Source organism: Streptomyces sp. NEAU-YJ-81 (assembly GCF_017592595.1).
Lineage (GTDB): Bacteria > Actinomycetota > Actinomycetes > Streptomycetales > Streptomycetaceae > Streptomyces > Streptomyces hygroscopicus_B.
Window position 1 is genome coordinate 1 of sequence record NZ_JAGFNO010000061.1, and the last position, 26,433, is coordinate 26,433.

Sequence of the window (26,433 nt, forward strand, 5' to 3'; positions counted from 1 at the left end):
GTGTGGCGTTCACTCGGCATCGAGCCCTCCGCCGTCATCGGCCACTCACAAGGCGAGATCGCCGCCGCATGCGTAGCCGGTGCCCTCACCCTCGAAGACGGCGCACGACTCATCGCCCTCCGCAGCCGCCTCATCGCGGAGGAACTCGCCGGACACGGCGGCATGGTCTCCCTGACCACCCCCGCCGACCAGGCACACGAGCTACTGACCGGCCACGACGACGTATGGATCGCCGCCGCCAACGGACCCACCTCCACCGTCATCGCCGGAACCCCCGCCGCACTCGCCGAGGTGACCGCCGCGGCCGAGACCGCCGGGCTGCGCCCGCGCACCATCCCGGTCGACTACGCCTCCCACACGCCCCACATCGAACGCATCCGGGAACAGCTCCTCCAACTCGCCGCACCCATCACCCCCCGCACCGGCGGCATCCCCATGTACTCCACCGTCACCGCCACCCCCATCGACGGCGCAACCCTCAACGCCGAGTACTGGTATCGCGACCTCCGCCAACCCGTCCGCTTCCATCAGACCCTGCAAACCCTCCAGGCCGACGGACACACCCTCTACCTCGAAACCAGCCCCCACCCCGTCCTCACCACGGCCATCCAGGAAACCGGCACCCACGCCACCGGCACCCTCCGCCGCAACCACGGTGGCGTCCAGCAACTCCTCACCACCCTCGCCACCCTCTGGACCCACGGCCTCACTCCCAACTGGCCAACCCTCCTCACCCCCCACACCACCACCCCCACCAACCTCCCCACCTACCCCTTCCAACGCCACCACTACTGGCTTTCGGCGGCGGAGCGGATCGGGGATCTCGCGGGCGCGGGGCTGTCCGTGGTGGGTCATCCGCTGGTGGCGGCCGGGGTGAGCATGGCCGAGGGCGGCGGGTTCGTGTTCACCGGCCGGCTCTGCAGCCGTACGCAGCCATGGCTGGCCGACCACACGGTGCTGGGCCGGGTCCTGGTGCCGGGCGCGGCCCTGCTGGAGCTCGTGCTGGGGGCCGGGCAGCACATGGGCGCCGAACGGCTGGACGAGCTCGTTCTGCATGCCCCGCTCACCGTGCCGTCCGACGACACCGCCCTCGACATCCAGGTGGCGATCGACGCGGCGGACGAGCGGGGCGCGTATGCCGTACGGCTGCACTCCCGGCCACACCGCCCGGGGCAGGACGACGACCCGGCGGACTGGGTGTGTCATGCCACGGGGACGTTGACAGTGTCCGCGTCGCCGCCCGGCGACGAGCAGATGGGCGCGGAGCCCGAGGCCCAGTGGCCGCCCACCGGCGCGGAGCCGGTGGGCATCGACGCGTTCTACGAGCGGCTGGCGGACCACGGCTATGGCTACGGCCCGGTGTTCCGTGGCGTGCGGGCCGTGTGGCGCCGGGGCGAGGAGATGTTCGCCGAGGTGCGCCTTCCCGAGTCCGCCGCCGGTGACGCGGGGCGGTTCGGTGTGCATCCGGCGCTGGTGGACGCGGCGCTGCAGACGCGGCTGGTGGCGCTGTTGGAGGGCGATACGGAGCGGATGATGCCGCTGTCGTTCGCCGGGGCGCGGCTGCACGCCACGGGCGCGACCGTCGCCCGGGTGCGGACGGCGCCGACGGGGCGGACGGGGGCGACCGGGCCGGACGGAATCTCGGTGCGGATGACGGATCTCGCCGGTCTGCCGGTCCTCACCGTCGATGAGGTGGTCTCGCGTCCACTGGCGGCCGACGCGCTGACGGTGGCAGCCGGACCGGCCGCCGACTCACTCTTCGAGGTGGCGTGGACACCGCTGCCCCTCCGGCCATCCGAGGCCACGGAACACTTGGCGGTGCTCGGTGACACCGCCCTGCCCGCCGCACCCAACGCGCCCGTCCACCCAGACGTTGCCGCGCTTCTCGACGCCGTACGCACGGGCACACCCCTGCCACCGCTGGTGCTGCTCCCCGCTCTCGCGGCGTCGGTACCGAACGGTGCCGACGATGTTCCCGCCGCGAGCCGGGAGCGGCTGGCGGCCGTGCTGGAGACGGTGCGGGAGTGGCTGAGCCATCCCGAACTCGACGGCACCCGGCTGGCGTTGGTCACCCGAAACGCGGTAGCGGGGTTCCCGGGTGAGCGGGCCGATCTGGCGCTGGCCGGAGTGCGGGGGCTGTGGCGTTCGGTGTGTTCGGAGCACCCGGGCCGGTTCGCGCAGGTGGATCTGGACGGTGTGCCCGAGTCGGCGGCGGCGCTGACCGCCGCCCTCGCCACCGGTGAGCCCGAGCTCGTGGTGCGCGCGGGAGCGGTGTCCGTGCCACGGCTGGCCCGGGTCTCGCCGTCGGACCCCGGGGTGCTGGCCGTCCCCGACGGGGCCGCGGCCTGGAGTCTGGACCTGGACACCGGGGGTACGGTCGAGGGGCTGCGGCTGGTGCCCGCTCCGGGAGTCGAGGAGCCCCTGGCCCCTGGCCAGGTACGGATCGCGGTACGCGCCACGGGCGTCAACTTCCGCGACGTCCTCGTCTCGTTGGGCGTCGTTCCCAGCGTGGTTCCCAGCGGTGACGGGCTCTTCGCCGCCGAGGGCGCCGGTGTGGTGCTGGAGGTCGGCCCCGGTGTCGACGGCCTCGCGGCGGGCGACCGGGTGATGGGCCTGGTGTCGGGCGCGTACGCGGGCCCGGTGGCGGTGGCCGATGCCCGGATGGTCGTGCGGATGCCCCACGGCTGGACGTATCCACAAGCGGCGTCGGTGCCCGCCGCGTTCCTGACCGCGTACTACGCCCTGGTCGAGCTGGCCCGGGTGCGCGCGGGCGAGTCCGTCCTGGTGCACGCCGCCGCGGGTGGTGTGGGGATGGCGGCGGTGGGGCTGGCGCGCCATCTCGGGGTCGAGGTGTACGCGACGGCGAGCGAGCCGAAGTGGCCCGTGGTGCACGGCATGGGCGTTCCGGCCGGGCGGGTGGCGTCGTCGCGCACCCTGGAGTTCGCCGAGCGCTTCCGTGCCGAGACCGGTGGCCGGGGCGTCGATGTCGTCCTGAACTGTCTGGCCGGGGAGTTCGTCGACGCCTCGCTGGCGCTGCTGCCGCGCGGCGGCCGGTTCATCGAGATGGGCAAGACGGATGTCCGGGACGCCGATGAGGTGGCCGCGCGGTGGCCGGGCGTCGGCTATCGGGCGTTCGACCTCGGCGAGGCCGGGGCGGAGCGGCTGGGCGCGATGCTCACCCATCTCGCCGAGTTGTTCGAGGCGGGTGTGCTGGCGCCGCTGCCGGTGACGGCGTGGGACACCCGTCGGGCGCGGGAGGCGTTCCGCCATGTCAGTCAGGCGCGGCACACGGGGAAGGTGGTGCTCACCCCGCCCCGGAGCGCGATCGACGGCACCGTGCTGATCACCGGCGGCACGGGGGTCATCGGCTCGGCGGTGGCCCGGCATCTGGTCACCGGCCATGGCGTCACCGATCTCGTCCTCGTCGGCCGCCGGGGGCCGGGCGCTCCCGGCGCGCGCGAACTGGTCGCCGAACTGGCCGAGTTGGGCGCCACGGCCCATGTGATGGCGTGTGATGTGTCCGACCGTGCGGCGCTGGGCGCGCTGCTGGACGGCCTGCCGCGGCTGCGCGGTGTGGTGCACGCGGCCGGGGCGCTGGACGACGGTGTGGTCTCCACGCTGTCCCCCGAGCGGCTGGACACCGTGCTGCGCCCCAAGGCGGACGCGGCCTGGTATCTGCATGAGCTGACCCGGGACCGGGATCTGGCGCTGTTCGCGCTCTGCTCCTCCGCCGCCGGGGTGCTGGGCGCGGCGGGCCAGGGCAACTACGCGGCCGCCAACGCGTTCCTGGACGCTCTCGCCCGGCACCGCCGTGACCAGGGCCTGCCCGCACATGCGCTCGCCTGGGGCCTGTGGGGTGAACGCGGCGCGATGACCGGTGGCCTGGGCGCCACCGACCTCGACCGGATGCGCCGTCTGGGGGTGCGGCCACTCACCGCCGACCAGGGCCTCGCGCTCTTCGACGCGGCCATCCGGGCACCCCGTGCGCTCAGCGTTCCGGTGCGGCTGGATGTGGCCGCGCTGCGCCGCCACGGCGAGCCCGCGCCGCTGCTGCGCGGACTGGTCCGTACGACGGTCCGGCGCGGCGCCGTCAACACCGCCACGGGCGGCGGTCTGCGGGATCGCCTGGCCACACTGTCCGCAGCCGACCGCGAGCGGACGCTGAGCGACCTCGTACGGGCCCAGGCCGCCGTGGTGCTCGGGCACGAGGGCGGTGACGCGGTGGCCGAGGACCGTTCCTTCAAGGACCTGGGCTTCGATTCCCTGACGGCCGTGGAGCTGCGCAACCGGCTCGGCACGGCCACCGGGCTACGGCTTCCGGTGACCACCGTCTTCGACCATCCGACCCCGGCCGCGCTGGTGGCCGAGCTGCTGCGGCTGCTGGTGCAAGGCGGCGAAACCCCCGCCGCCCGGCCCGCCACCCCGGCCCGTGCGACCGTGGCCGCCGATGACGACGACCCGATCGCAATCGTCGGCATGAGCTGCCGTTTCCCCGGCGGGGTGCGCTCGCCCGAGGAGCTGTGGCGGCTGCTCGCCGAAGGGCGGGACGCCATGGGCCCCTTCCCCGACGACCGCGGCTGGCACGCCGAGCTGGGCCGCCCCGGCGCCACCGGGGACTTCGCGGCGGTCGGTGGCTTTCTGCACGACGCGGCCGACTTCGACGCCGAGTTCTTCGGCATCTCGCCCCGTGAGGCGCTGGCCACGGACCCACAGCAGCGGCTGCTGCTGGAGACCACATGGGAGGCGTTTGAACACGCGGGCGTCGACCCCACCACCCTGCGCTCCACCGCCACCGGGATCTTCGCTGGGCTGATCTACCACGACTACGCCACGCGCTTCCCCGAGCAGTTGGCCGACGGCTTCGAGGGCTATCTCGGCAACGGCAGCGCGGGCAGCGTGGCCACCGGCCGGGTCGCCTACGCCCTCGGGCTCGAAGGCCCGGCCATCACCGTGGACACCGCCTGCTCCTCGTCCCTGGTGGCGCTGCACCTGGCCGCGCAGGCGGTCCGGCAGGGCGAATGCACCCTCGCGGTGGCCGGTGGGGTGACGGTCATGTCGACCCCGCGGCCGATCGTCGAGTTCAGCAGGGTCGGCGGGCTCGCCCCCGACGGCCGCTCCAAGGCGTTCGCCGCCGAGGCCGACGGGATGGGCTTCGCCGAGGGCGTCGGCATGCTGGTGGTCGAGCGGCTGTCCGACGCCCGCCGCCACGGCCACCGGGTGCTCGCGCTGCTCCGGGGCTCCGCGCTCAACCAGGACGGTGCGTCCAACGGCCTCACCGCGCCCAGCGGCCCGGCCCAACAGCGCGTCATCCGGCAGGCGTTGGCGAACGCGGCCCTCACCCCGGCCGATGTGGACGTGGTCGAGGCGCACGGTACGGGGACGCCGCTGGGCGACCCGATCGAGGCGCAGGCCCTGCTGGCCACGTACGGCCGGGACCGGCCCGCCGACCGGCCGGTGGTGCTGGGCTCGGTGAAGTCCAACATCGGCCACACCCAGGCCGCGGCCGGGGTCGCGGGTGTCATCAAGATGGTGCTGGCCCTGCGCCACGGTCTCGTACCCCGCACGCTGCACGCCGAACGCCCCACCGCGCAGGTGGACTGGACGGCCGGAGCGCTGCGCCTGGCCGCCGAGAACGAGCCCTGGCCCACGGCCGGTGGGCCCCGGCGCGGTGCGGTGTCGTCCTTCGGCATCAGCGGCACCAACGCCCATGTGATCCTGGAGGAGGCGCCGGACGCGCCCCTTTCCCATGCCCCCGGTGAACCGACACGGGTAGCCGTGCCGTGGGTGCTCTCGGCGAAGAGCGCCGACAGCCTGCGCGACCAGGCCCGTCGGCTGCTGGCGCGGCTGACCGCCGACCCGGATCTGGCGCCCGTCGATGTGGCCCGCTCGCTGCTGTCCCGGGCCGTCTTCGGCCACCGCGCCGTGGTGATCGGCCGCACCCGGGAGGACTTCCTGGACCGGCTGGCGGCGCTCGGCCGTGGCGAACCGGCCACCGGCGTGGTGCGGTCCGTCTCCCCCGACCGCTCCGTCTCCTCCGACCGCTCCGCGTCCCCCGAACGCTCCGCGTCCCCCGAACGCTCCGCGTCCGCCGACCGGTCCGGGCCGGTGTTCATCTTCCCCGGACAGGGCTCGCAGTGGGCCGGGATGGCGGCCGAACTCCTCGACAGCTCACCGGTGTTCGCCGAGTCCTTCGCCGCCTGCGCCCACGCGCTGGCCCCGTATGTCGAGTGGTCGCCGCTCGATGTAGTGCGCGGACGTCCGGGCGCGCCGTCGCTGGACCGGGTCGATGTAGTACAGCCGGTGCTCTGGGCGGTCATGGTGTCCCTGGCGCGGGTGTGGCGGTCCCATGGGGTCGAACCCGCCGCGGTGGTGGGGCATTCGCAGGGCGAGCTGGCGGCGGCGTGTGTCGCGGGGGTGCTCTCGCCGGAGGACGCCGCCCGCGTCGTCGCGCTGCGCAGCCGGCTGATCGGGAGCGAACTGGCAGGGCGCGGCGGGATGGTCTCGCTGCCCCGCCCGGTGGACGAGGCCGAAAAGCTGGTGGCGCCCTGGGGTGAGCGGATCTGCGTGGCCACCGTGAACGGGCCCGCCTCGACCGTGGTCGCCGGGGACGCGGTGGCGCTGGACGAGCTGATGGCGGTGTGTGAACGGGACGGGGTACGGGCGCGCCGTATCCCGGTGGACTACGCCTCGCACACTCCGCAGGTCGAACGGATTCGTGAGCGGCTGCTGGAGCTGGCCACGCCCGTCGCGCCCCGCCTCGGCGCGCTGCCGATGTACTCGACGGTGACCGGCACCCTCCTCGACGGTGCGAGCGCCGACGCGGAGTACTGGTACCGCAACCTCCGCGAGACCGTGCGATTCGAGCAGGCGACACGCGCCCTGGCCGCTGCCGGGCACACGGTGTTCGTCGAGGTGAGCCCGCACCCCGTGCTGAGCCCGGGGATCGAGCAGACGGTCGAGCAGGCCATCGAGCGCACGCTGCCGGACACCTCGGCGGTCCGCGCGGCCGTGGCGGTGGGCACGCTGCGGCGGGACGAGGGCGGCCGGGAGCGCCTGCTCACCGCGCTCGCGGAGCTGTTCGTGGCCGGGGGCGCGGTGGCGTGGCCGACCACGTTCGAGGGCGGGCGGCCGGTGGATCTGCCGACGTACGCCTTCCGCGCGCGGCGGTACTGGCTGGACGCGCCCGAGCGCACCGGGGACGCGGGCGGCGCCGGGCTCACGGCGGTGGACCATCCGCTGCTGGCAGGGGCGGTGGCTCCGGCCGGGAGCGACACGGTGCTGTTCACGGCGCGGCTCTCGCAGACCACGCACCGCTGGCTCGCCGACCATGCGGTGCTGGGCGGTGTGGTCCTGCCCGGCAGCGTGTTCCTCGACTGGGCGCTGTACGCGGGGCGTGCGGTCGGCTGTCCGTATCTGCCCGAGCTCACCCTCCAGGAGCCGCTGTTCCTGCCCGCCACCGAGGCGGCGCAGCTCCAGATCCAGGTGGGCGGGCCCGACGAGGAGGGCGGTCGGGTGCTCACCGTGCACTCCCGCCCCGAGTCCGCGGCCGGGGAGACGGCGGACGGCTGGACATGCCATGTGCGGGCCGTCGTGGCACCGGACGGCCACGCGAGCAGCGAGGACGGTGGCCAGGGCGGCGCCGACACGGCCGCGTTCGCGGAGCTGGCGGCCGTCTGGCCGCCGCCCGGTGCCCGCGCCGTCGGCCTGACGGGCTTCTACGACCGGCTGGCGTCCGACGGCTTCGACTACGGCCCGGCCTTCCGCGGTCTGCGGTCGGCCTGGCGGCGCGACGGGGACGTCTTCGCGGAGGTGGCCCTGGGTGAGGGAGCCGGTGGTGGCCCGGTGGACGGCTTCGCGCTGCACCCCGCGCTGCTGGACACCGCCCTGCACGCGATCGGCCTCGGCGGGTTCTTCGACCGGGCGGAGGCGGCGGGCGCGCCGATCCGGATGCCGTTCTCCTGGACCGGTGTCCGGCTGCACTCCACCCCGGAAACCCCGGACGCCACTCCACCGACCACCGTACGGGTGCGGTTGTCCGCCGCCGGACCGGATGCCATCGCCATCCATCTCACGGGCGGTGACGGTCAACCGCTCGCGCACATCGAGGAGTTGACGCTGCGGCCGGTGTCCACGGACCGGCTGCAGGCAGCGGCGGAGGAGCGTGCGGCCCGTCCCGTACGGCGCGTGCGGCCCGGCCCCCGGCCGCAGGACACCGCCGCAGCCCAGCGCGTCCTGGACGCCACGCCCACGGAGCGGGAGCGGCTGCTGGCGGACCTCGTTCGGGAGCAGCTGCGCGCGGTGCTCCACCACGAGGCGGCGGCGGAGATCGGCCCGGACACCGAGTTCCTGGCGCTCGGCATGGATTCGGTGCGCGGGATCGACCTGCGCGACCGGCTCGCCACGCTGCTGGGGCTCCGGCTGTCGGCCACGGCGACGTTCGAACATTCGACCGTGGACCAGCTCGCCGGGCATCTGGCCACCTTGCTCGCCGAACACCTGACCACGTTGATGGACAGCCCGGCCGCCACCCGCCCGAGCGTCCCGGTGGCCGAGGAACCCGCACCCGCGGAGCAGGCCACCCCGGAGAAGACCCCGCCGAAAGCCTCCGCGCCCCCGTCCGCCGTTGAGCTGGAGCTGGCGAAGGCCACCGCGGCCCCGGCGGCGGACCCCTACGACAGCCTCACCACCCTCTACCACCAGGCGTACGCCATGGGCCGGGCCCAGTCGGTGGGCATGGCGCTCATCCAGGCCGCGGGCCGGCTCCGGCCGTCCTTCACCGCCGAGGACGCCGCCGGCCACACCCTCCCGCCGGTGAAGATGGCCGGTGGCGACGGCACCCGGGCGACGCTGGTGTGTCTGCCCGCCATCACCGCCACCGCCGGGCCGATCCAGTACGGGATGATGGCACAGATGTTCGAGAGCAGGCGGGATGTCCTCTCGCTGGTCAACCCCGGTTATCTCGAAGGCGAGTTGGTCGCCGACAGCTTCGACGCCCTGATCGAACTGCACCTCCACCAGTTGCGCGCCGCCATCGGCACCGAGCGCTATGTCCTGGTCGGCCACTCCATGGGCGGGCTGCTCGCCTACGCCCTCGCGGAACGGGCCGAGCGGGCGGGGCTGCCGCCCGGCGCGGTCGTGCTGCTCGACACCTTCGAGGCCACCCACCAGTTCTCCGAGAAGACCCATATCGCGCTGAACGAGGGCCTGGACTCCCGGGAACAGCTACTGGGCGACTTCGCGCTGACCGGCGCGAAGCTCTCGGCGAGCGGGCGCTACAACGCCATGCTGATGGAGGAGTGCGTGCTGCGGCCCGTCGAGAGCCCGACGTTCTTCCTGAGCGCTGCCGAGCCCATGCCCCACCAGGACGAGGGGTTCGAGGGCGACGCGTGGCGCGCGTCCTGGCCCTTCCCGCACACCGCCAAGGCCACCCCGGGAGACCACTTCACGATCATGGAGCACCACCTCCCCCTGACCACCGACGCCATCGAGGACTGGCTCACCGAACGCGGTCTGTGACCCGACGAGCCGCGCCCCGACCACATCCGCCCCGCGTACCGCCGAAAGGACCTACGCCATGACCCTGCCCGCCTTCGAAAGACTCGTCCCGCCCGGTACGGACATCGTCTCCGACCCGTACCAGCTCTACGCCATGCTGCGGGAGCAGGGCCCCGTGCACCAGGTGCCCAGCCACGGCACGGACGACGTCTGGCTGATCGTCGGGCATGAGGAGGCCCGCGCCGCCCTGACCGACCCCCGGATGAGCAATGACGTCCGCCACTCCTCGTCCTGGCAGGACGACGGGGGCAACGCCATCGGCCTGAACATGCTGCAGACCGACCCGCCCGACCACACCCGGCTGCGGAAGCTGGTGGCGCGGGAGTTCACCGCCCGCCGGATCGAGGCGCTACGGCCGCGCATCCGGCAGATCGCCGATGAGCTGCTGGACGCCATGCTGCCGCTCGGCCGGGCCGATCTCGTGGAGTCGTTCGCCATGCCGCTGCCGATGGCGGTGATCTGCGAACTGCTCGGCGTTCCGGCGGCCGACCGGGCCGACTTCCGCGGCTGGTCGAGCGAGATCGTCTTCCCCAGCGACCCGGAGGCCGCGGGGGCCGCCGTGGCCGCCATGACCGGCTATCTGGCCCAGCTCATCGAGGCCAAGCGGGAGGCGGGGAGCGACGACCTGCTGTCCGCCCTGGTGCGCACGATGGACGAGGAGGGCGACCGGCTCTCGCCCGAGGAGATGCTCGGCATGGCCTTCCTGCTGCTGGTCGCCGGGCATGAGACGACCGTCAATCTGCTCGCCAACGGCACCTGTGCGCTGCTGCGCGCCCCCGAGCAGCTGGCCGCGCTCCGGGCCGACCCCGCGCTGCTGGACGGCGCCGTCGAGGAAATGCTGCGCTACGACGGCCCGTCGCAGTCCACGGCGCACCGCTTCACCACCGAACCCGTGGAGATCGCGGGCACCAAGATCCCCGCGGGTGAGCCCGTCCTGGTCCTGCTCGGCTCGGCCAACCGCGACCCCCAGCGCTTCGCCGACCCCGACCGTTTCGACATCCACCGGGACGCGCGCGGCCACCTGGGCTTCAGCCACGGCGTCCACCACTGTCTGGGCGCGCCGCTGGCCCGGCTGGAGGCCGCGATCGCGCTGCGGGCCCTGCTGGAGCGGTGTCCGGATCTGGCCCTGGACACCGACCCGGACACCCTGGCCTGGCGCCCCAGCATGATGCGCGGCCTTCTGCGGCTGCCGGTGCGGTTCACCCCGGCGGGGTAGGCGCGTCAGCGCACCGGGTGGTCGTCGTCCGCCGCGGTGTCGTCCATGGCGGCGTTGCCGTCCATGGCCCCGGTGTCTTTGGCGGCGGTGCCCTTGGGCGCGGTGCTGTCCGTGGCGCCGCCCGAGCCGTCCGCCGCGGACCGGACGTCCGGACGCCTCGGCCCCTGCCGGGGCGTCCGGGGCTCCCCGGACGCCTTCCTCGGGGACTCCGGGGGCTCCGGGGGCTCCGGGGGCTGACCGGCGGGCCTCCCGGCCGACGTCTCCGAGGGCTTGCCCGGGGGCTTCTCCGAGTGCTTGCCCGAGGGCTTCCCCGCAGGCTTCCCGGCGGCCTTCTCCGCCGCCTCGCGCTTGCTGTGCAACCGGGAACGTATGTCCCCGTGCGGCAGGAACTGGGCCCAGCGCTCGGGGAACTCCGACGGCGGGGTGATCTCCGCCGCGCCGTCGTCCGCCGTGCGCTGGTCCTTCGCCCGCAGCCGGGCCGCCTCCTCCCGGGCACGGGCGGCGCGCTCCGCCCGCCCGGCGGCCGTGGCCACCGAGGGCCAGACCCGGTCGATCGCGGCGTTGACCGCCGCCCCGACCAGCACCGCGAAGGCGGACACCCCGATCCACAGCAGCACCGCGACGGGGGCGGCCAGCGAGCCGTAGATCGTCGGGCCCTCGACCGTATGGACCAGGTAGATCCGCAGCAGAAAGCTGCCCAGCACCCACATCGCGAGGGCCACCAGCGCCCCGGGGATGTCCTCCCGCCACGGCGAGCGCACCGGCACGGACACGTGGTAGAGCGTGGTGAGGAAGGCGATGGACAGCACCATCACCACGGGCCAGTACAGGACCCGTACCGGGTCCGCGCTGGACGGCAGCAAGCCCAACACCGCCTCCGGCCCGATCACCATCAGCGGCAGCGCCACCGCCCCGACCAGGAGCGCCACCAGATAGAGCAGGAACGACAGCAGCCGGGTCCTGACGATCCCGCGCCGCCCCTCCAGCCCGTACATGATGGTGATGGTGTCCACGAACACGTTCACCGCGCGGGAGCCGGACCACAGGGCGATGGCGAAGCCGAGCGAGATCACATCGGGGCGGCCGCCCTTGATGACATCGTCCAGCAGCGGGCGCGCGATCTCCTTGACGCCCCGGTCGGACAGCACGGTCGCGGAGGCGTCGAGGATGTTCTGCCGGATGGTGGCCACCGTGTCGGTGCTGGTCCACGCGTCGAAATAGCCGAGCAGCCCGATCAGGCCGAGCAGCAGCGGCGGCAGCGACAGCAGGGTGAAGAAGGCCGCTTCGGCGGCGAGCCCGGTGACCCGGTACTCCATGCAGGAATCGACGGTGTCCTTCAGCAGCAGCCAGGCCATCCTGCGCTTGGACACATTGCGGTACAGGGCGCGGGCCTTGCGGAGCCGGCCGGACGGCTTCGGTGTTTCTTCTGCTGGCTGCACCTTCTCACCGTATCGGGCCTGTTCACCGCCGCTCATCCGGTGACCAGGCCGAATCTTCGGCAAAGGCGTCGGCGGAGGGGATGCCGCGCCGACTCGGCACCACCCTCCGCCCGCCGGGCCCACTGTCCGTGCCGGATACAGCCATGCGCAAAGGTTGCGCCGCGTTGCAGCCGTCCGGACGGCCGGTGGGAGCGTGGCGGCCGCGGGTCAGCAGCCTCCGCAGTTGTAGAAGGTCACGTCCCAGTGGTTGCTCTCGCGCGCGTAGACGTTGCCCGAGCCGGACTTGTACTGCTGGGCGCCGTCACCGGGGCGCGGGCCGATGTTGGTGAAGGTGCCGGTGATGTAGTTGCTGAGGCAACTCGTGGGGCTGAAGTCCAGCTTGTAGCCGTTCCAGTGGCTGTACGTACCGGAGGCGTGCCCGGTCTCCGTGCCGCCGGTGATGGTGAGCGCGCAGCCGCTGGCCCCCTTGAGGGTGCTGGCACCCTGCACACTGGTCAGGTTGATCTGCTCGAACGAGGTGCAGGTGGAGTTGTTGCGGTCCGAGCAGCCCCCGCTGGAGGTCCAGGAGATCCCGGCGCCGCGCAGCCGGTTCGCCGCGTCGGAGTGGCTGAGCTTGGCCGCCGCGACGGCGGAGGAGGCGTCGGAGGCCACGGGGGCGCTGGGGGCGGCCACCGCGCTCTGGGCGGTGAGAACGCCGGTGGTGGCGAGGACCGCGCCGCCGAGCAGGGCGCCGAGTCTGATCCGGGTGCTGGTCACAGCCATGGTCGTCTTCGTCTCCTTCATTTGCGGATCCGTGGGCCGTCTGGGACGGCGGCAGCACGATCCCAGCCCTCCGGGTCGGGCGGGCGACCGACCGGGGAAATCGGGACAGCGGGATCGGAAACCGTCCGCGGCCTGCGAAGACGGCGGGCGCTGGGATGGCCGATGGGATGCCGGGCGGCGCTGAGAGCGGCGATCAGCGCCCCTTGGCCGCCTTGCTCTCCTCAACCGCTTTGGACTTCTCGGCGCCCTTGTCCCCCTTCGAACCGGCACGATAGGCGCGGTCGCAGGCTTTCCAGGCGCTGAAGTCATGGGTGAGCGCCCACAGCCGATGGGCCGCCCGGATGTTCCAGTCCGGGTCCAGCGCCTGCTCCCGGGTGCCGCCCAGCTTGCGCAGCGTGCCGTCGTAGAGCTGGAAGACGCCCCAGTTCCGGGTCGCGTTGGAGTTGGGCAGGGTGTAGAGGGGGTCGAGATACGAGGCGCAGTCCGCGATGCCGACCGCGCGCTCGGGGTCCTCGGTGAAGACCTCGCGGATGCGCCGGGTGACCCGCTCCGGCGTCCAGGTGCCGAGCGGCTTCCCCTCGTTCTCGTAGAGCGCCCGCTTCGTCCGCTCGTCCACCGATCCGTTCGCCGTCAGCCCGCTGCGGAGCTGGAACACCACGACACGCATCTGGGTGGCCGGTCCGAAGGCCCCGTCGATGTCGAGTTCGCCGCCCGCGCGGGCGAGCAGCGACTGGAGCTCATGCACACACCCGTCCGACTGCCCCATGCTCACCACGACCGGACAGCGGGAGGACAGCAGCAGCCGATCGTCCGAGGACCCGTCCGAGCCGTCCGAGGACGTCAGCGCCTTCCCTACTAACAGCACCACGGCCGCCCCGGCGGTGAGCACGGCCAGGGCCAGCACGGCGATCAGTGGCCGACGGCGCCACGGCGGCGGGTCAGACCCGGGTTCCGGGGCCGAGTCCGGGACAGAAGCCGAGACCAGAGGCTCCGGCCCCGCTTCCGGCCCCGGCTCCGGCAATACGCCGGCCTCCGACTCCGTACCCGACCCCGCCCCCGTCTCGGCATCCGAACCCGCATCCGTCTCGCCCCGTGAGACAGCCGGGACGGCAGACGCGGCGGGCCCCGTGCGAGCGGCGGATGCGGATACGGCGGCCGGGGCGCGGGAGACGTCCCGTTTACGCTCGGCGTCGGCCAGCACCCAGCGCCGGTGCAGCTCCAGCAGCTCCTCGCTGCCGGCCCCGCACACCTTGCCGAAGCGCGCGATCACCTCGTAGTCGCCGGGCACGCTCGTCCCCGAGCAGTAGCGGTGCAGCGCCGAGCCGCTGACCCCGCTGCGCGCCGCCAGCGCCGCGTAGCTGCGGTTTGTCCTGCCCTTGAGCTCGCGCAACAGCTCGGCGAACTCCTCCACATCCCCGGTCCCGGACACCCCGTCCCCGCCCTCCCCGCTTGAGCGATACCCGTCAAGGCGAGTCAACGGCGTCCATGGTTATCTGTCCACCATGAGCATCACCGTGACCACCTGGCACCTGGAGCAGACCGCTCCCTCGGATCTCAGCCCGGCGGAGGAGCCGCCCGCCACGGCGGGGGTGCGGATCGCCCGGGCCGAGGTGCCGAGCCCGGAGTTCAGCCACTTCCTCTTCACCTCGGTGGGCTCGGACGTGTCGTGGACCGACCGGCTGGTGTGGTCGCGTGAGGCGTGGGAGGAGCATCTGCACCGGCCCGGTGTGGAGACGTGGGTGGCGTACGAGCGCGGGACCCCGGCCGGGTACATCGAGCTGGAGGGGCAGGACGAAGGCGTGGTGGAGATCGTGTACTTCGGTCTGCTGCCCGCCTTCCGGGGGCGCCGCATCGGCGGGCACCTGCTGACCTGGGGGACCTCCCGCGCCTGGGACATGGCCGACCGCTGGCCGGACCGCGTGCCGACCAAGCGGGTGTGGCTGCACACCTGCAGCAAGGACGGGCCGTACGCGCTGGACAACTACCGGCGCCGGGGCTTTCGGGTCTTCGACGTCAAGACCGCGGACGAGGAGTGACCAACACCACAGCGTCTTGCGATACGAGACAGATTCGTCCGCATAGTGGATAAAGGTGGACTCGCCAGAGACCGCCATGCGACGCTTCCGTCATGTCTCGAGCTGGAATTGCCTTGGTGAGTCGACGCCACGTCGACCTCGGCCGCATGTCCAGCGCCATCTGTCCGGCGGGCTGACCCGCACCTTCACAGGGCCCCGGGCAGCACCTCCGCATCCCCCGCACCCCTCGCCGCCCCCGACGACGTGGGCGAGCGCGCACGCCTCGACATCTCCCCGCCGCATCTCGCACCGGCCACCGCCGTACACCCTGCCCGCCTGCGCACGCGCAGGTCAGACGGTGCGCGCCGACGTACCACCCGCCGCACCAGAGTCGCTCAGAAGGACACACACCGCCATGGCTGCCACCCCGGAACGCGCAAGCGCAACGCCCCGCCGCAAGGCCGGACGCCACCGCGGCGAAGGCCAGTGGGCCGCGGGGCACTTCACCCCCCTCAACGGCAATGAGCAGACCAAGAAGGACGACGACGGTCTCAATGTGCGGACACGCATTGAGACGATCTACGCCCATCGCGGATTCGACTCCATCGACGGCGCCGATCTGCGCGGCCGGATGCGCTGGTGGGGTCTGTACACCCAGCGCAAGCCCGGGATCGACGGCGGCAAGACCGCGATCCTGGAGCCGGAGGAGCTGGACGACGAGCACTTCATGATGCGCGTCCGGATCGACGGCGGCCGGCTCACCACCGAGCAGCTCCGCGTCGTCGGCGAGATCTCGGAGGAGTTCGCGCGCGGCACCGCGGACATCACCGACCGGCAGAACGTCCAGTACCACTGGATCCGGATCGAGGACGTGCCCGAGATCTGGAAGCGCCTGGAGGCCGTCGGGCTGTCCACCACCGAGGCGTGCGGCGACACCCCGCGCGTGATCGTCGGCTCCCCGGTCGCCGGGATCGCCGAGGACGAGATCATCGACGGCACCTCCGCCATCGACGAGATCCACCGCCGCTACATCGGCAGCAAGGAGTTCTCCAACCTGCCGCGCAAGTTCAAGACCGCGATCTCCGGATCCCCGGTGCTCGATGTGGTGCACGAGATCAACGATGTCGCGTTCGTCGGGGTGCGCCACCCCGAGCACGGCCCCGGTTTCGACCTGTGGGTCGGCGGCGGCCTGTCCACCAACCCCAAGATCGGCGTCCGGCTCGGCGCCTGGGTCCCGCTGGAGGACGTCCCGGAGGTCTGGGCCGGAGTCGTCTCCATCTTCCGCGACTACGGCTACCGGCGGCTGCGCACCCGCGCCCGGCTGAAGTTCCTGGTCGCCGACTGGGGCCCCGAGAAGTTCCGCCAGGTGCTGGAGGACGAGTACCTGAAGCGCCCGCTGTCCGACGGCCCGGCGCCCGAGGAGCCCGTCCAGCGGTGGCGGGACCACATCGGCGTCCACCGCCAGCGGGACGGCCGCTACTACGTGGGCTTCGCGCCGCGCGTCGGCCGGGTGGACGGGGCGACCCTCACCAAGATCGCCGACCTGGCCGAGGCGCATGGCTCCGGGCGGCTGACCACCACCGTCGAGCAGAAGATGATCGTGCTCGATGTGGCCGAGGACCAGGTGGAACCGCTGGTCGCCGGGCTGGAGGCGCTGGACCTCCAGGTCAAGCCGTCCCCGTTCCGGCGCGGCACGATGGCCTGCACCGGGATCGAGTTCTGCAAGCTGGCGATCGTCGAGACCAAGGGGCGTGGCTCCTCGCTCATCGATGAGCTGGAGCGCCGGCTGCCCGAGTTCGACGAGCCGATCACCATCAACCTCAACGGCTGCCCGAACGCCTGTGCCCGTATCCAGGTCGCGGACATCGGTCTCAAGGGCCAGCTGGTCATGGACGCCAACGGCGAGCAGGTCGAGGGCTACCAGGTGCACCTGGGCGGCGCCCTGGGCCTGGAGCCGGGCCTCGGCCGCAAGGTGCGCGGGCTGAAGGTCACCGCCGCCGAGCTCCCCGACTACGTGGAGCGGCTGCTGCACCGCTTCCAGGAGGAGCGCGAGGACGGCGAGCGCTTCGCCACCTGGGCGGCACGGGCCAGTGAGGAGGCTCTCAAATGAGTGAGCGTGCCGCGCCTTTTTACTGCCCTTACTGCGGGGACGAGGATCTGCGTCCTTCGGAGGAGGGGCATGGCGCGTGGGAATGCGCGTCCTGCAATCGAGCGTTCCGCCTGTCGTTCCTCGGGCTGCTGGCCAAGGGCCTGCGGCGCGACCCGATCGATGAAGGGGACACGGCGATATGACCCGGCTTGCGCACACCGACCTCGAGGGGCTCGCCGAGAAGGCGGGCCACGACCTCGAGGACGCCCCCGCGCTGGAGATCCTGCGCTGGGCGGCGGACACCTTCGGATCGCGTTTCTGCGTCACCTCCTCGATGGAGGACGCAGTGGTGGCGCATCTCGCCTCCCGCGCCTCCCCCGGTGTCGATGTGGTCTTCCTCGACACCGGCTACCACTTCCCCGAGACCATCGGCACCCGTGACGCGGTGGCCGCCGTGATGGATGTCAACGTCATCACCCTGACCCCCCGTCAGACGGTGGCCGAGCAGGACGCCGAATACGGCGCCCGGCTGCATGACCGCGACCCCGACCTGTGCTGCGCGCTGCGCAAGGTGCAGCCCCTTGAGGAGGGGTTGCGGGAGTATGACGCCTGGGCCACGGGATTGCGTCGGGACGAATCGCCAACCCGCGCCAATACCCCGGTCGTTGGCTGGGACACGCGGCGCCGTAAGGTGAAGATCTCCCCGATCGCCCGCTGGACCCAAGCGGATGTCGACGCCTACATCGCCGAGCACGGTGTGCTGACCAACCCCCTGCTGATGGACGGCTATCCCTCGGTAGGCTGCGCGCCCTGCACCCGCCGAGTTCTGGAGGGCGAGGACATCCGGTCCGGCCGCTGGGCGGGGAGCAATAAAACCGAATGCGGGCTGCACGGCTGATGGCTGTCGACCAGGAGAACGAGATGAGCGCCCCCACGACCACCGGTGCCACGGTGTGGCTGACCGGTCTGCCGAGCGCGGGAAAGACCACGATCGCCTATGCGCTGGCCGAGCGGCTGCGCGGCGAGGGGCGCCGGGTGGAGGTGCTCGACGGTGACGAGATCCGCGAGTTCCTCTCCTCGGGGCTCGGTTTCTCCCGCGAGGACCGGCACACCAACGTCCAGCGCATCGGCTTCGTAGCCGAGTTGCTCGCCTCCCACGGCGTCACGGTGCTGGTGCCGGTCATCGCGCCGTACGTGGACAGCCGCGAGGCGGTGCGCAAGCGCCACCAGCGCGAGGGCACCCCGTATCTGGAGGTGCATGTCGCCACGTCGGTGGAGGTGTGCTCGGAGCGGGACGTCAAGGGGCTGTACGCGAAGCAGGCCGCGGGCGAGATCTCGGGACTGACCGGTGTGGACGACCCCTACGAGGCCCCTGCCGACCCGGATCTGCGCATCGAAACCCACAGGAACAGCGTGCAGGAGTCGGCGGCCGAGGTGCGGTTGCTGTTGAGTGAACGGGGACTGCTGTGAGCCACGCACGCGCGGCCATCGCATCGCGGGCCATGGCGCTCCCCGCACCCGGGGGCCGTGCCCACGGCGAGGAATCCGCCGATATGACGGGAAGCTACTACCGCAGCCGAGCGAACGAAAGGGGCGCGGCATGACGACCGTGACGGCGATCAACGCGGAAGAGGGCGCGGGCCTGTACGCGCTCGCGCACTTGGACGCGTTGGAGTCCGAGGCGGTGCACATCTTCCGTGAGGTGGCGGGTGAGTTCGAGCGGCCGGTGATCCTGTTCTCCGGTGGCAAGGACTCCATCGTCATGCTCCATCTCGCGCTCAAGGCGTTCGCCCCGGCGGCGGTGCCGTTCTCGCTGCTCCACGTGGACACCGGCCACAACTTCCCCGAGGTCATCGACTACCGGGACAACACGGTCGCCCGGCACGGCCTGCGGCTGCATGTGGCCTCGGTCCAGGAGTTCATCGACGACGGCCGGCTGCGCGAGCGCCCGGACGGGACCCGTAATCCGCTGCAGACGGTGCCGCTGCTGGACGCCATCGAGAAGAACCGCTTCGACGCGGTGTTCGGCGGTGGCCGCCGGGACGAGGAGAAGGCCCGCGCCAAGGAGCGGGTGTTCTCCCTCCGGGACGAGTTCGGCGGCTGGGACCCGCGGCGGCAGCGTCCGGAGCTGTGGCAGCTCTACAACGGCCGCCACTCCCCCGGTGAGCATGTCCGGGTCTTCCCGCTCTCCAACTGGACCGAGCTGGACGTGTGGCAGTACATCGCCCGGGAGAAGATCGACCTGCCGCAGATCTACTACGCACATGAGCGCGAGGTCTTCCGGCGTAGTGGCATGTGGCTGGCGCCCGGTGAGTGGGGCGGTCCGAAGGACGACGAGACCGTGGAGCGGCGCATGGTGCGCTACCGCACCGTGGGCGACATGTCCTGCACCGGTGCCGTCGAGTCCGACGCGGTGACCATTGAGCAGGTCATCGATGAGATAGCCGCCTCCCGGCTGACCGAGCGGGGTGCGACCCGCGCCGACGACAAGCTGTCGGAGGCCGCGATGGAGGACCGCAAGCGCGAGGGGTACTTCTAACGATGACGAGCAATCTGACGTCCGAGGAGCAGGCCGCGGCGGCCGCCGTGGAGCGGTCCGCGGCCACCTCGCAACTGCGGTTCGCCACCGCGGGCTCGGTGGACGACGGCAAGTCCACCCTGGTCGGGCGGCTGCTGCACGACTCCAAGTCGGTACTGGCCGATCAGCTCGAGGCCGTGGCACACGCCTCGCGCAGCCGTGGTCAGGAGGCGCCGGACCTGGCGCTGCTGACGGACGGACTGCGCGCGGAGCGGGAGCAGGGCATCACCATCGATGTCGCCTACCGCTACTTCGCCACTCCCAAGCGGCGGTTCATCCTCGCCGACACCCCCGGCCATGTGCAGTACACCCGCAACATGGTCACCGGCGCCTCCACCGCCGAGCTCGCGGTCGTCCTGGTGGACGCGCGCAACGGCGTGGTGGAGCAGACCCGGCGGCATGCCGCGGTCGCCGCCCTGCTGCGGGTCCCGCATGTGGTCCTCGCCGTCAACAAGATGGACCTGGTGGACTACACGGAGCCGGTCTTCGCGGCCATCGCCGAGGAGTTCACGACCTACGCGGCCTCGCTGGGCGTCCCGGAGATCACTGCCATCCCGATCTCGGCGCTCGCCGGGGACAATGTGGTAACCCCGTCGGCGAACATGGACTGGTACGGCGGCCCGACGGTGCTGGAGCACCTGGAGACCGTGCCGGTGGGCACCGACCCGTCCCAGGACCCGGCGCGTTTCCCAGTGCAGTACGTGATCCGTCCGCAGACCACCGAGCATCCCGACTACCGCGGCTACGCGGGCCAGATCGCCTCCGGTGTGCTGCGCGTCGGTGACGCCGTCACCGTGCTGCCGTCCGGCCTGACGAGCACCGTCACCGGGATCGACGCGCTGGGCGCGATGGTGGACGTGGCGTGGGCGCCGCAGTCGGTGACCGTCACGCTCGCCGACGACCTGGACATCTCGCGCGGGGATCTGATTGCGCCGAGCGACCACGCCCCGGAGACCACCCAGGACGTCGAGGCCACCGTCTGCCATCTGCACGACCGTCCGCTGCGTGTCGGTGACCGGGTGCTGCTCAAGCACACCACCCGCACGATGAAGGCGATCATCAAGGACATTCCGTCGCGGCTGACACTGGCCGATCTGTCGCACCACCCGGCGCCGGGTGAGCTGGCCGCCAACGACATCGGCCGGGTCGTGCTCCGTACGTCCGAGCCGCTGGCGCTGGACGCGTACGAGGACTCGCGGCGGACCGGTTCCTTCCTGCTGATCGACCCGGCCGACGGCACCACGCTGACCGCCGGGATGGCGGGCGACTCCTTCGCGGCGTCGGCCGACGGTGCCGAGGCGGCGCGGGACGACGAGGGATGGGACTTCTGACCATGGCCGGTGAGGTGTTCTCGACGTTCGCCAAGGAGGGCGGCCGCGTAGGCAGCGGGACGCTCGGCAGCGGCCAGGGCGGGGTCGGACGATGTGCGCGCTGACGCCGCAGTCCGCCCCTGTCCAGCACCGCCGCCGAAAACCGTCTGATCTGCCGGGCGTCCTCTGACGCCGCCCCGGCCCGTCGAGAGGAACACCTCCGTGTCGTCTGCCGACCGTCTGCTCGCCCCGCGACCAGCCAAGCGCCCCCGCCGCCACACCCGGATCCTGGCGGCGGCCGTCCTTCCCCTGCTGATGGGCACGCTGGGCGCCTGCGGCTACGGATCGGAGAAGAAGTCCGACGAGACGGGATCCTCAGCGGTCCCCGCGGCGGGCGGTGAGAAGGTCGACGGCCTGGACAAGGTGAAGGTCGGCTACTTCGCCAACCTCACCCACGCCACCGCCCTGGTGGGGCTGCGCAAGGGCGGCCCGATCCAGCAGGAACTCAAGGGCACGAAGGTCGCGCCGTACGTCTTCAACGCCGGGCCGTCGGAGATCGAGGCGCTCAACGCGGGCTCCATCGACATGGGCTGGATCGGCCCGTCGCCGGCCATCAACGGCTATGTGAAGTCCCACGGCTCCAGCCTCAAGATCATCTCGGGTTCGGTCTCGGGCGGTGTCAAGCTCGTGGTCAACCCGAAGAAGATCAAGACGCTGAACGACGTCAAGGGCAAGAAGATCGCCACCCCGCAGCTCGGCAACACCCAGGACGTGGCGTTCCTCAACTGGATCGCGAGCAAGGGCTGGAAGGTCGACGCCCAGAGCGGCAAGGGCGATGTGTCGGTGGTCCGCAGCGACAACAAGGTGACGCCCGACGCGTACAAGTCCGGTGCCATCGACGGCGGGTGGGTGCCCGAGCCGACCGCGTCCAAGCTGGTCGCCGACGGCGGCAAGGTGCTGCTGGACGAATCCTCGCTGTGGCCGGACAAGAAGTTCGTGATCACCAACCTGATCGTGAAGCAGTCCTTCCTCAAGGAGCACCCGAAGGTCGTCGAGGCCGTGCTGCGCGGCTCGGTGAAGACCAACGCCTTTATCAAGGCCAACCCCGAGCAGGCGAAGAACGCGGCCAACGCGGCGCTCAAGGAAGAGACCGGCAAGCCGCTGCCCGCCGAGGTGATCGACCCGGCGTGGAAGTCCATCCAGGCCATCGACGACCCCCTGGCCTCGACGCTGAACACCGAGGCCGCCCACGCGGTCCAGGCGGGTCTCCTGGAGAAGCCCGATCTCAAGGGCATCTACGACCTGGCCCCGCTGAACAAGGTCCTCAAGGCCGAGGGCAAGCCGACCGTCTCCGACGCGGGTCTCGGCGCCAAGTAGCCGCCCTGTCCGTCCCCGTACGCACCGTACGCATGTACACGCATGTACGCATCCATCAGGAGGTGACCGGATGTCCCCGGCACTGACCACCGAGAAGGACGACCGGGCGGGCGCCGCGGCGGCGGGCTCGGCCGGCCCCACCGGATCCGCCGGATCCGCCGGATCCGTATCGATCGCCCATGTCCACAAGTCCTTCGGCCGTCCCGGGGCGGCCCAGCCCGTGCTCGAGGACATCAACCTCCAGGTGCGGCCCGGGGAGTTCGTCTGCATCCTGGGGGCCTCCGGCTGCGGCAAGTCGACTCTGCTCAATCTGATCGCCGACCTGGACAAGCCGTCCTCGGGGGCCATCGAGGTCCCCGGCGGCCGGCCGGCCCTGATGTTCCAGGAGCACGCCCTGTTCCCGTGGCTGACCGCGGGGAAGAACATCGAGCTGGCGCTGCGGCTGCGCGGTGTGCCGCGCGCGGAGCGCAGGCCGCAGGCCGAGCGGCTGCTGGAGCTGGTGCGGCTCGGCGGCGCCTACGGCAAGCGGGTGCACGAGCTCTCCGGCGGTATGCGGCAGCGCGTGGCGCTGGCCCGCGCGCTGGCGCAGGACTCGAGCGTGCTGCTGATGGACGAGCCGTTCGCCGCGCTCGACGCCATCACCCGCGATGTGCTGCACGAGGAGCTGACCCGGATCTGGAGCGAGACCGGCGTCTCCGTGCTGTTCGTGACCCACAACGTCCGTGAGGCCGTCCGGCTGGCCGAGCGCGTGGTGCTGCTGTCCTCCCGGCCGGGGCGGGTCGTCCGCGATTGGACGGTGGACATTCCGCAGCCCCGCCGCATCGAGGACGCGGCCGTCGCCGACCTGTCCGTTGAGATCACCGAAGAACTGCGTGGGGAGATCCGCCGCCATGGCCAGCAGTAAGACCACCCCCGGCACCGCGGTCGACGAAGCCGACGGCGGGAACGGCGACGAGCAGTCCATAGCGAAGTCCGTGGAGAAGTCCACGGCGAAGGCGCGTGCGCGGAACTCCCAGGACCTGGCGGGCCTGGAGGCCGGTCTGGACGCCCTGGACACGGTGCAGATCAAGCGTGTCTCACCGGTCGAGGTGCTGGTCCAGAAGGTGCTGCCGCCCATCGTGGCCGTGGCCGTCGTCCTGGGCCTGTGGAAGGTGCTCGTCCTCGCGAAGGTCACCGACGACTACAAGCTGCCCGACCCGGGTCTTGTCTGGGACGCGCTGCGCCAACTGTGGCTGCAGGGCGAGCTGTTCGACATCGTCTGGACCAGCGTCTCGCGCGGGCTGTTCGGCTTCGTCATCGCGCTGGCGATCGGGACCCCGCTGGGGCTGATCGTCGCCCGGGTGAAGTTCATCCGCGCCGGTCTCGGCCCGATCCTGTCCGGGCTGCAGTCACTGCCCTCGGTCGCCTGGGTGCCGCCCGCGGTGATCTGGCTGGGCCTGAACGACCAGATGATGTACACCGTCATCCTGCTGGGCGCGGTCCCCTCCATCGCCAACGGACTGGTGGCCGGCATCGACCAGGTGCCGCCGCTCTTCCTGCGGGCCGGACGCACCCTCGGCGCCCGCGGTCTGGTCAGCGCCTGGCACATCCTGCTGCCCGCCGCGCTGCCGGGTTACGTCGCCGGGCTCAAGCAGGGCTGGGCCTTCTCCTGGCGCTCGCTGATGGCCGCCGAGATCATCGCCAAGTCCCCGGACCTGGGCCTGGGGCTCGGCCAGTACCTGGAGAACCAGCGCAACAACTCCGATATGGCGGGGGTGCTCCTCGGCATCCTCATGATCCTCGTCGTCGGCATCGCCATCGAGCTGCTGATCTTCGCCCCGATCGAGCGTCGGGTGCTGCGCAGCCGCGGCCTGCTGGCGAGCGCCCGCTGACCAGAAAGCACTGACCGCAAAGCGCTGACCGGAAAACCATCGAACGGAAAACCGCCGAACGGAAAGCCACGGAACGGAAAGCCACCATGTCTGCCCCGACCCTGCTGATCATCGCCCACGGCAGCCGCGACCCCCGCCATGCGGCGACCGTCGACGCGCTGCGCGCGCGGGTGCGGTCGCAGCGGCCGGGGCTGCGGGTGGAGGCGGCGTTCCTGGAGTTCAACGCGCCACGCGTACCGCAGGTGCTGGCCCGGCTCGCCGCGGAGGACGCGACCGAGGTGATCGCCCTCCCGCTGCTGCTGACCCGCGCCTTCCACGCGAAGACCGACATCCCGGCGGTACTGCGCGAGGCCACGGCCCGCCACCCCCGCCTGTCCGTCCGCCAGGCCGAGGTCCTGGGCCCGTCCCCGCTGCTCATGGACGCCCTGGAACGCCGCCTGCACGAGGCGGGACTGCGCCCGGCGGACCGCCCCTCGACCGGGGTCGTCCTGGCCTCGGCGGGCTCCACCGACCCGGAGGCGATCGCGGTGATCGCTGAAATCGCGCGGGAGTGGCGGCACACCGGATGGTGCGCCGTGCGACCCGCGTTCGCCTCCGCCTCTCTTCCCCGCACCGAGGACGCCGTCCGCGCCCTGCGCGCGGACGGCGTCGCCCGGGTGGCCGTGGCCCCCTACGTCATCGCCCCCGGCCGTCTCCCCGACCGCATCGCCCACGGCGCCGAGGCGGCGGACGCCGACCTCCTGGCCCCCGTCCTGGGCCCCGCCCCGGAACTGGCCCGCCTCCTGCTGCGCCGCTACGACGAGGCGCGCACGGCACCCCCGGCCCTGCTGACGGCCTGAGAACTCCTCACGGAATGATCTCCAAGGTGGTTGGATCACTCCGAAACCGGTGATCCGGGGCCGCCGGGCTTCCCGAACGGTGGGACAAGCTCAGATGCGGACCACGATCTTCCCCCGCGTGTGTCCGCGCTCGGCGTCTGCGTGCGCTTCCGCGATCCGTTCGAGGGGGTAGGTCCGCTCGATGCGCGGTGTGTAGCGGCCTTGCCGGCCGAGTTCGCCCGCTTCGGCGAGGAGCGTGGAGTCGTTCTCCGCGTTGGCCAGACGCACACCCAGGCGCTGCGCGTTGGTGTAGTCGGCGATCGTCGACACACGAGCAGGGTCGCCCACGATCGCGATGAGGTCGGCCAGGGACCCGGAGGCCGCGGTGTCGAGCGCGATGTCGACACCGTCCGGAGCCAGGGTGGCGAGGCGCTCCGCGAGACCGATGCCGTAGGTGGTGGGAACGGCTCCGAGAGAGGTGAGGAACTCATGGTTGCGCTCACTGGCCGTCCCGATCACGGTGGCGCCCTGAGCCACCGCGATCTCGACCGCGGCACTGCCCACGCCTCCGGCGGCGCCCTCGACGAGCAGGGTGCGCCCCCGCAGGGGACCGAGGACCCTCAGTCCGCCCATCGCGGTCACGGATGCCAGACCGGCGCCGGCGGCCTCCTCATCGGTCCACGTGGTGGGCGCGTGGGCCCAGGCCGAGAACACGGCCAGCTCCGCTGTCGCGCCGGTGACGCCGCCCAGCCCGAAGACACGGTCGCCGATGCTCACCCCCTGCACGCCCGCACCGGTCTCGTCGACCACGCCGACGGCATCACGCCCAGGAATCGCGGGCAGGTCCACGGGGAACACCTCGCGCACCGCACCGGAACGCACCTTCCAGTCGACGGGATTGACGCCGGCCGCCGCGACGCGGACCCGGATCTCGCCGGGCCCGGGATGCGGGTCCGGCATTTCCTCGACCACAAGGGTCTCCACACCGCCGTACTCGTGATAACGGGCTGCGCGCATGACGGTCTGCCTTTCCACACGGCCTGAACCGGCCGTTCATGAGATCAGTGGGGCGAATGTTCGGCGAGCCGCCGACGCCCACTACGCTAAAAGCTGACGTCGGCGTCAGGTGCAAGTCGCCCAGGCAGCCTGCCCCCGATCGTGCCTAACGAGCTCGTGCATGGTTGGTGGTGAGACGTCGACGCCTTCGGCAGGGCTCGGTGTTCACACCTGCCGTGTCGGGTTCAGGTCCGCGGTCTGCTGATGGGACAGCAGGCCGGCGATCGCCTGAACGGTGTCGCTCATGTGTTCGCGGCGACCGAGGTGGCGGGCCAGGGCCCGCCAGTTCTTCAGGTGGGCGATGCCGTGCTCGACCCGGATACGTCGCGAGGAATGCGCCTTTCGCT

Annotated in this window: 18 protein-coding genes and 1 pseudogene; 14 read left to right on the top strand and 5 right to left on the bottom strand. The window is 71.9% G+C overall.

Features of this window, described 5'->3' with window-relative positions:
- Complete coding sequence (locus J5X86_RS52315) at positions 1-9,516, top strand: SDR family NAD(P)-dependent oxidoreductase (protein ID WP_308124970.1); 9,516 nt, start codon at positions 1-3, stop codon at positions 9,514-9,516.
- A gap of 58 nt (positions 9,517-9,574) precedes the next feature.
- The gene (locus J5X86_RS48375; RefSeq protein ID WP_208522967.1) at positions 9,575-10,771 is read left to right on the top strand and encodes a cytochrome P450; all 1,197 of its coding nucleotides are present in this window, start codon (positions 9,575-9,577) and stop codon (positions 10,769-10,771) included.
- 5 nt (positions 10,772-10,776) lie between these two features.
- Here the strand turns inward: J5X86_RS48375 and J5X86_RS48380 are convergent, their stop codons facing one another.
- From J5X86_RS48380 to J5X86_RS48390, 3 genes are all read right to left on the bottom strand, one after another.
- Positions 10,777-12,210 carry a YihY/virulence factor BrkB family protein gene (locus tag J5X86_RS48380; protein WP_308124971.1) on the bottom strand — a complete coding sequence of 478 codons (1,434 nt, stop codon included), beginning with the start codon at positions 12,208-12,210 and terminating at the stop codon, positions 10,777-10,779.
- Between the two features lie 207 nt (positions 12,211-12,417).
- On the bottom strand, positions 12,418-12,972 hold the full coding sequence (locus tag J5X86_RS48385) for a hypothetical protein (protein WP_243983277.1): 555 nt from the start codon (positions 12,970-12,972) through the stop codon (positions 12,418-12,420).
- A 193-nt stretch (positions 12,973-13,165) separates the two neighbouring features.
- The gene (locus tag J5X86_RS48390; RefSeq protein ID WP_308124972.1) at positions 13,166-14,401 is read right to left on the bottom strand and encodes a helix-turn-helix domain-containing protein; all 1,236 of its coding nucleotides are present in this window, start codon (positions 14,399-14,401) and stop codon (positions 13,166-13,168) included.
- Between the two features lie 73 nt (positions 14,402-14,474).
- Between J5X86_RS48390 and J5X86_RS48395 the strand changes: the two genes are divergently transcribed.
- From J5X86_RS48395 to J5X86_RS48450, 12 genes are all read left to right on the top strand, one after another.
- The gene (locus J5X86_RS48395; RefSeq protein WP_078644511.1) at positions 14,475-15,008 is read left to right on the top strand and encodes a GNAT family N-acetyltransferase; all 534 of its coding nucleotides are present in this window, start codon (positions 14,475-14,477) and stop codon (positions 15,006-15,008) included.
- A 92-nt stretch (positions 15,009-15,100) separates the two neighbouring features.
- Positions 15,101-15,184: a putative leader peptide gene (locus J5X86_RS53160; protein ID WP_309471194.1), complete on the top strand. Its 84-nt coding sequence runs from the start codon at positions 15,101-15,103 to the stop codon at positions 15,182-15,184.
- Positions 15,185-15,402: 218 nt separating this feature from the next.
- Positions 15,403-17,097, top strand: a complete 1,695-nt coding sequence (locus J5X86_RS48400) for a nitrite/sulfite reductase (protein ID WP_208522969.1) — start codon at positions 15,403-15,405, stop codon at positions 17,095-17,097.
- Positions 17,094-17,279: a hypothetical protein gene (locus J5X86_RS48405; RefSeq protein WP_014055605.1), complete on the top strand. Its 186-nt coding sequence runs from the start codon at positions 17,094-17,096 to the stop codon at positions 17,277-17,279. The genes J5X86_RS48400 and J5X86_RS48405 overlap by 4 nt, the downstream gene beginning before the upstream one ends.
- Positions 17,276-17,974 (top strand): phosphoadenylyl-sulfate reductase, encoded by a 699-nt coding sequence (locus tag J5X86_RS48410; protein ID WP_208522970.1) that lies wholly within the window; start codon positions 17,276-17,278, stop codon positions 17,972-17,974. The genes J5X86_RS48405 and J5X86_RS48410 overlap by 4 nt, the downstream gene beginning before the upstream one ends.
- The gene (gene cysC, locus J5X86_RS48415; RefSeq protein WP_208522971.1) at positions 17,956-18,546 is read left to right on the top strand and encodes an adenylyl-sulfate kinase; all 591 of its coding nucleotides are present in this window, start codon (positions 17,956-17,958) and stop codon (positions 18,544-18,546) included. Before J5X86_RS48410 ends, cysC begins: the two co-directional genes overlap by 19 nt.
- 130 nt (positions 18,547-18,676) lie before the next feature.
- The gene (gene cysD / locus J5X86_RS48420) at positions 18,677-19,615 is read left to right on the top strand and encodes a sulfate adenylyltransferase subunit CysD (RefSeq protein WP_078644506.1); all 939 of its coding nucleotides are present in this window, start codon (positions 18,677-18,679) and stop codon (positions 19,613-19,615) included.
- A 2-nt stretch (positions 19,616-19,617) separates the two neighbouring features.
- Positions 19,618-20,985, top strand: coding sequence for a sulfate adenylyltransferase subunit 1 (locus J5X86_RS48425; RefSeq protein ID WP_208522972.1), 1,368 nt, complete (start codon positions 19,618-19,620; stop codon positions 20,983-20,985).
- 294 nt (positions 20,986-21,279) lie between these two features.
- On the top strand, positions 21,280-22,341 hold the full coding sequence (locus J5X86_RS48435) for an ABC transporter substrate-binding protein (RefSeq protein WP_243983281.1): 1,062 nt from the start codon (positions 21,280-21,282) through the stop codon (positions 22,339-22,341).
- Positions 22,342-22,411: 70 nt separating this feature from the next.
- Complete coding sequence (locus J5X86_RS48440; RefSeq protein ID WP_119991869.1) at positions 22,412-23,245, top strand: ABC transporter ATP-binding protein; 834 nt, start codon at positions 22,412-22,414, stop codon at positions 23,243-23,245.
- Positions 23,232-24,212 (top strand): ABC transporter permease, encoded by a 981-nt coding sequence (locus J5X86_RS48445; protein WP_243983278.1) that lies wholly within the window; start codon positions 23,232-23,234, stop codon positions 24,210-24,212. The genes J5X86_RS48440 and J5X86_RS48445 overlap by 14 nt, the downstream gene beginning before the upstream one ends.
- 86 nt (positions 24,213-24,298) lie before the next feature.
- Positions 24,299-25,051 carry a sirohydrochlorin chelatase gene (locus J5X86_RS48450; RefSeq protein ID WP_208522973.1) on the top strand — a complete coding sequence of 251 codons (753 nt, stop codon included), beginning with the start codon at positions 24,299-24,301 and terminating at the stop codon, positions 25,049-25,051.
- Between the two features lie 90 nt (positions 25,052-25,141).
- Here J5X86_RS48450 and J5X86_RS48455 read toward each other — a convergent pair whose 3' ends face one another.
- Together J5X86_RS48455 and J5X86_RS48460 are read right to left on the bottom strand one after the other, a co-directional pair.
- Complete coding sequence (locus tag J5X86_RS48455; protein ID WP_208522974.1) at positions 25,142-26,047, bottom strand: NADP-dependent oxidoreductase; 906 nt, start codon at positions 26,045-26,047, stop codon at positions 25,142-25,144.
- Between the two features lie 204 nt (positions 26,048-26,251).
- Positions 26,252-26,433 (bottom strand): annotated as a pseudogene (locus tag J5X86_RS48460) (transposase); the annotation flags it as partial.

Coding starts and splice junctions, on each gene's coding strand:
- J5X86_RS48375 (WP_208522967.1), top strand. CDS start 9,575: ATGACCCTGCCCGCCTTCGAAAGACTCGTCCCGCCCGGTACGGACATC.
- J5X86_RS48385 (WP_243983277.1), bottom strand. CDS start 12,972: ATGGCTGTGACCAGCACCCGGATCAGACTCGGCGCCCTGCTCGGCGGC.
- J5X86_RS48395 (WP_078644511.1), top strand. CDS start 14,475: ATGAGCATCACCGTGACCACCTGGCACCTGGAGCAGACCGCTCCCTCG.
- J5X86_RS53160 (WP_309471194.1), top strand. CDS start 15,101: ATGTCTCGAGCTGGAATTGCCTTGGTGAGTCGACGCCACGTCGACCTC.
- J5X86_RS48400 (WP_208522969.1), top strand. CDS start 15,403: ATGGCTGCCACCCCGGAACGCGCAAGCGCAACGCCCCGCCGCAAGGCC.
- J5X86_RS48405 (WP_014055605.1), top strand. CDS start 17,094: ATGAGTGAGCGTGCCGCGCCTTTTTACTGCCCTTACTGCGGGGACGAG.
- J5X86_RS48410 (WP_208522970.1), top strand. CDS start 17,276: ATGACCCGGCTTGCGCACACCGACCTCGAGGGGCTCGCCGAGAAGGCG.
- cysC (WP_208522971.1), top strand. CDS start 17,956: ATGCGGGCTGCACGGCTGATGGCTGTCGACCAGGAGAACGAGATGAGC.
- cysD (WP_078644506.1), top strand. CDS start 18,677: ATGACGACCGTGACGGCGATCAACGCGGAAGAGGGCGCGGGCCTGTAC.
- J5X86_RS48425 (WP_208522972.1), top strand. CDS start 19,618: ATGACGAGCAATCTGACGTCCGAGGAGCAGGCCGCGGCGGCCGCCGTG.
- J5X86_RS48435 (WP_243983281.1), top strand. CDS start 21,280: ATGGGCACGCTGGGCGCCTGCGGCTACGGATCGGAGAAGAAGTCCGAC.
- J5X86_RS48440 (WP_119991869.1), top strand. CDS start 22,412: ATGTCCCCGGCACTGACCACCGAGAAGGACGACCGGGCGGGCGCCGCG.
- J5X86_RS48445 (WP_243983278.1), top strand. CDS start 23,232: ATGGCCAGCAGTAAGACCACCCCCGGCACCGCGGTCGACGAAGCCGAC.
- J5X86_RS48450 (WP_208522973.1), top strand. CDS start 24,299: ATGTCTGCCCCGACCCTGCTGATCATCGCCCACGGCAGCCGCGACCCC.
- J5X86_RS48455 (WP_208522974.1), bottom strand. CDS start 26,047: ATGCGCGCAGCCCGTTATCACGAGTACGGCGGTGTGGAGACCCTTGTG.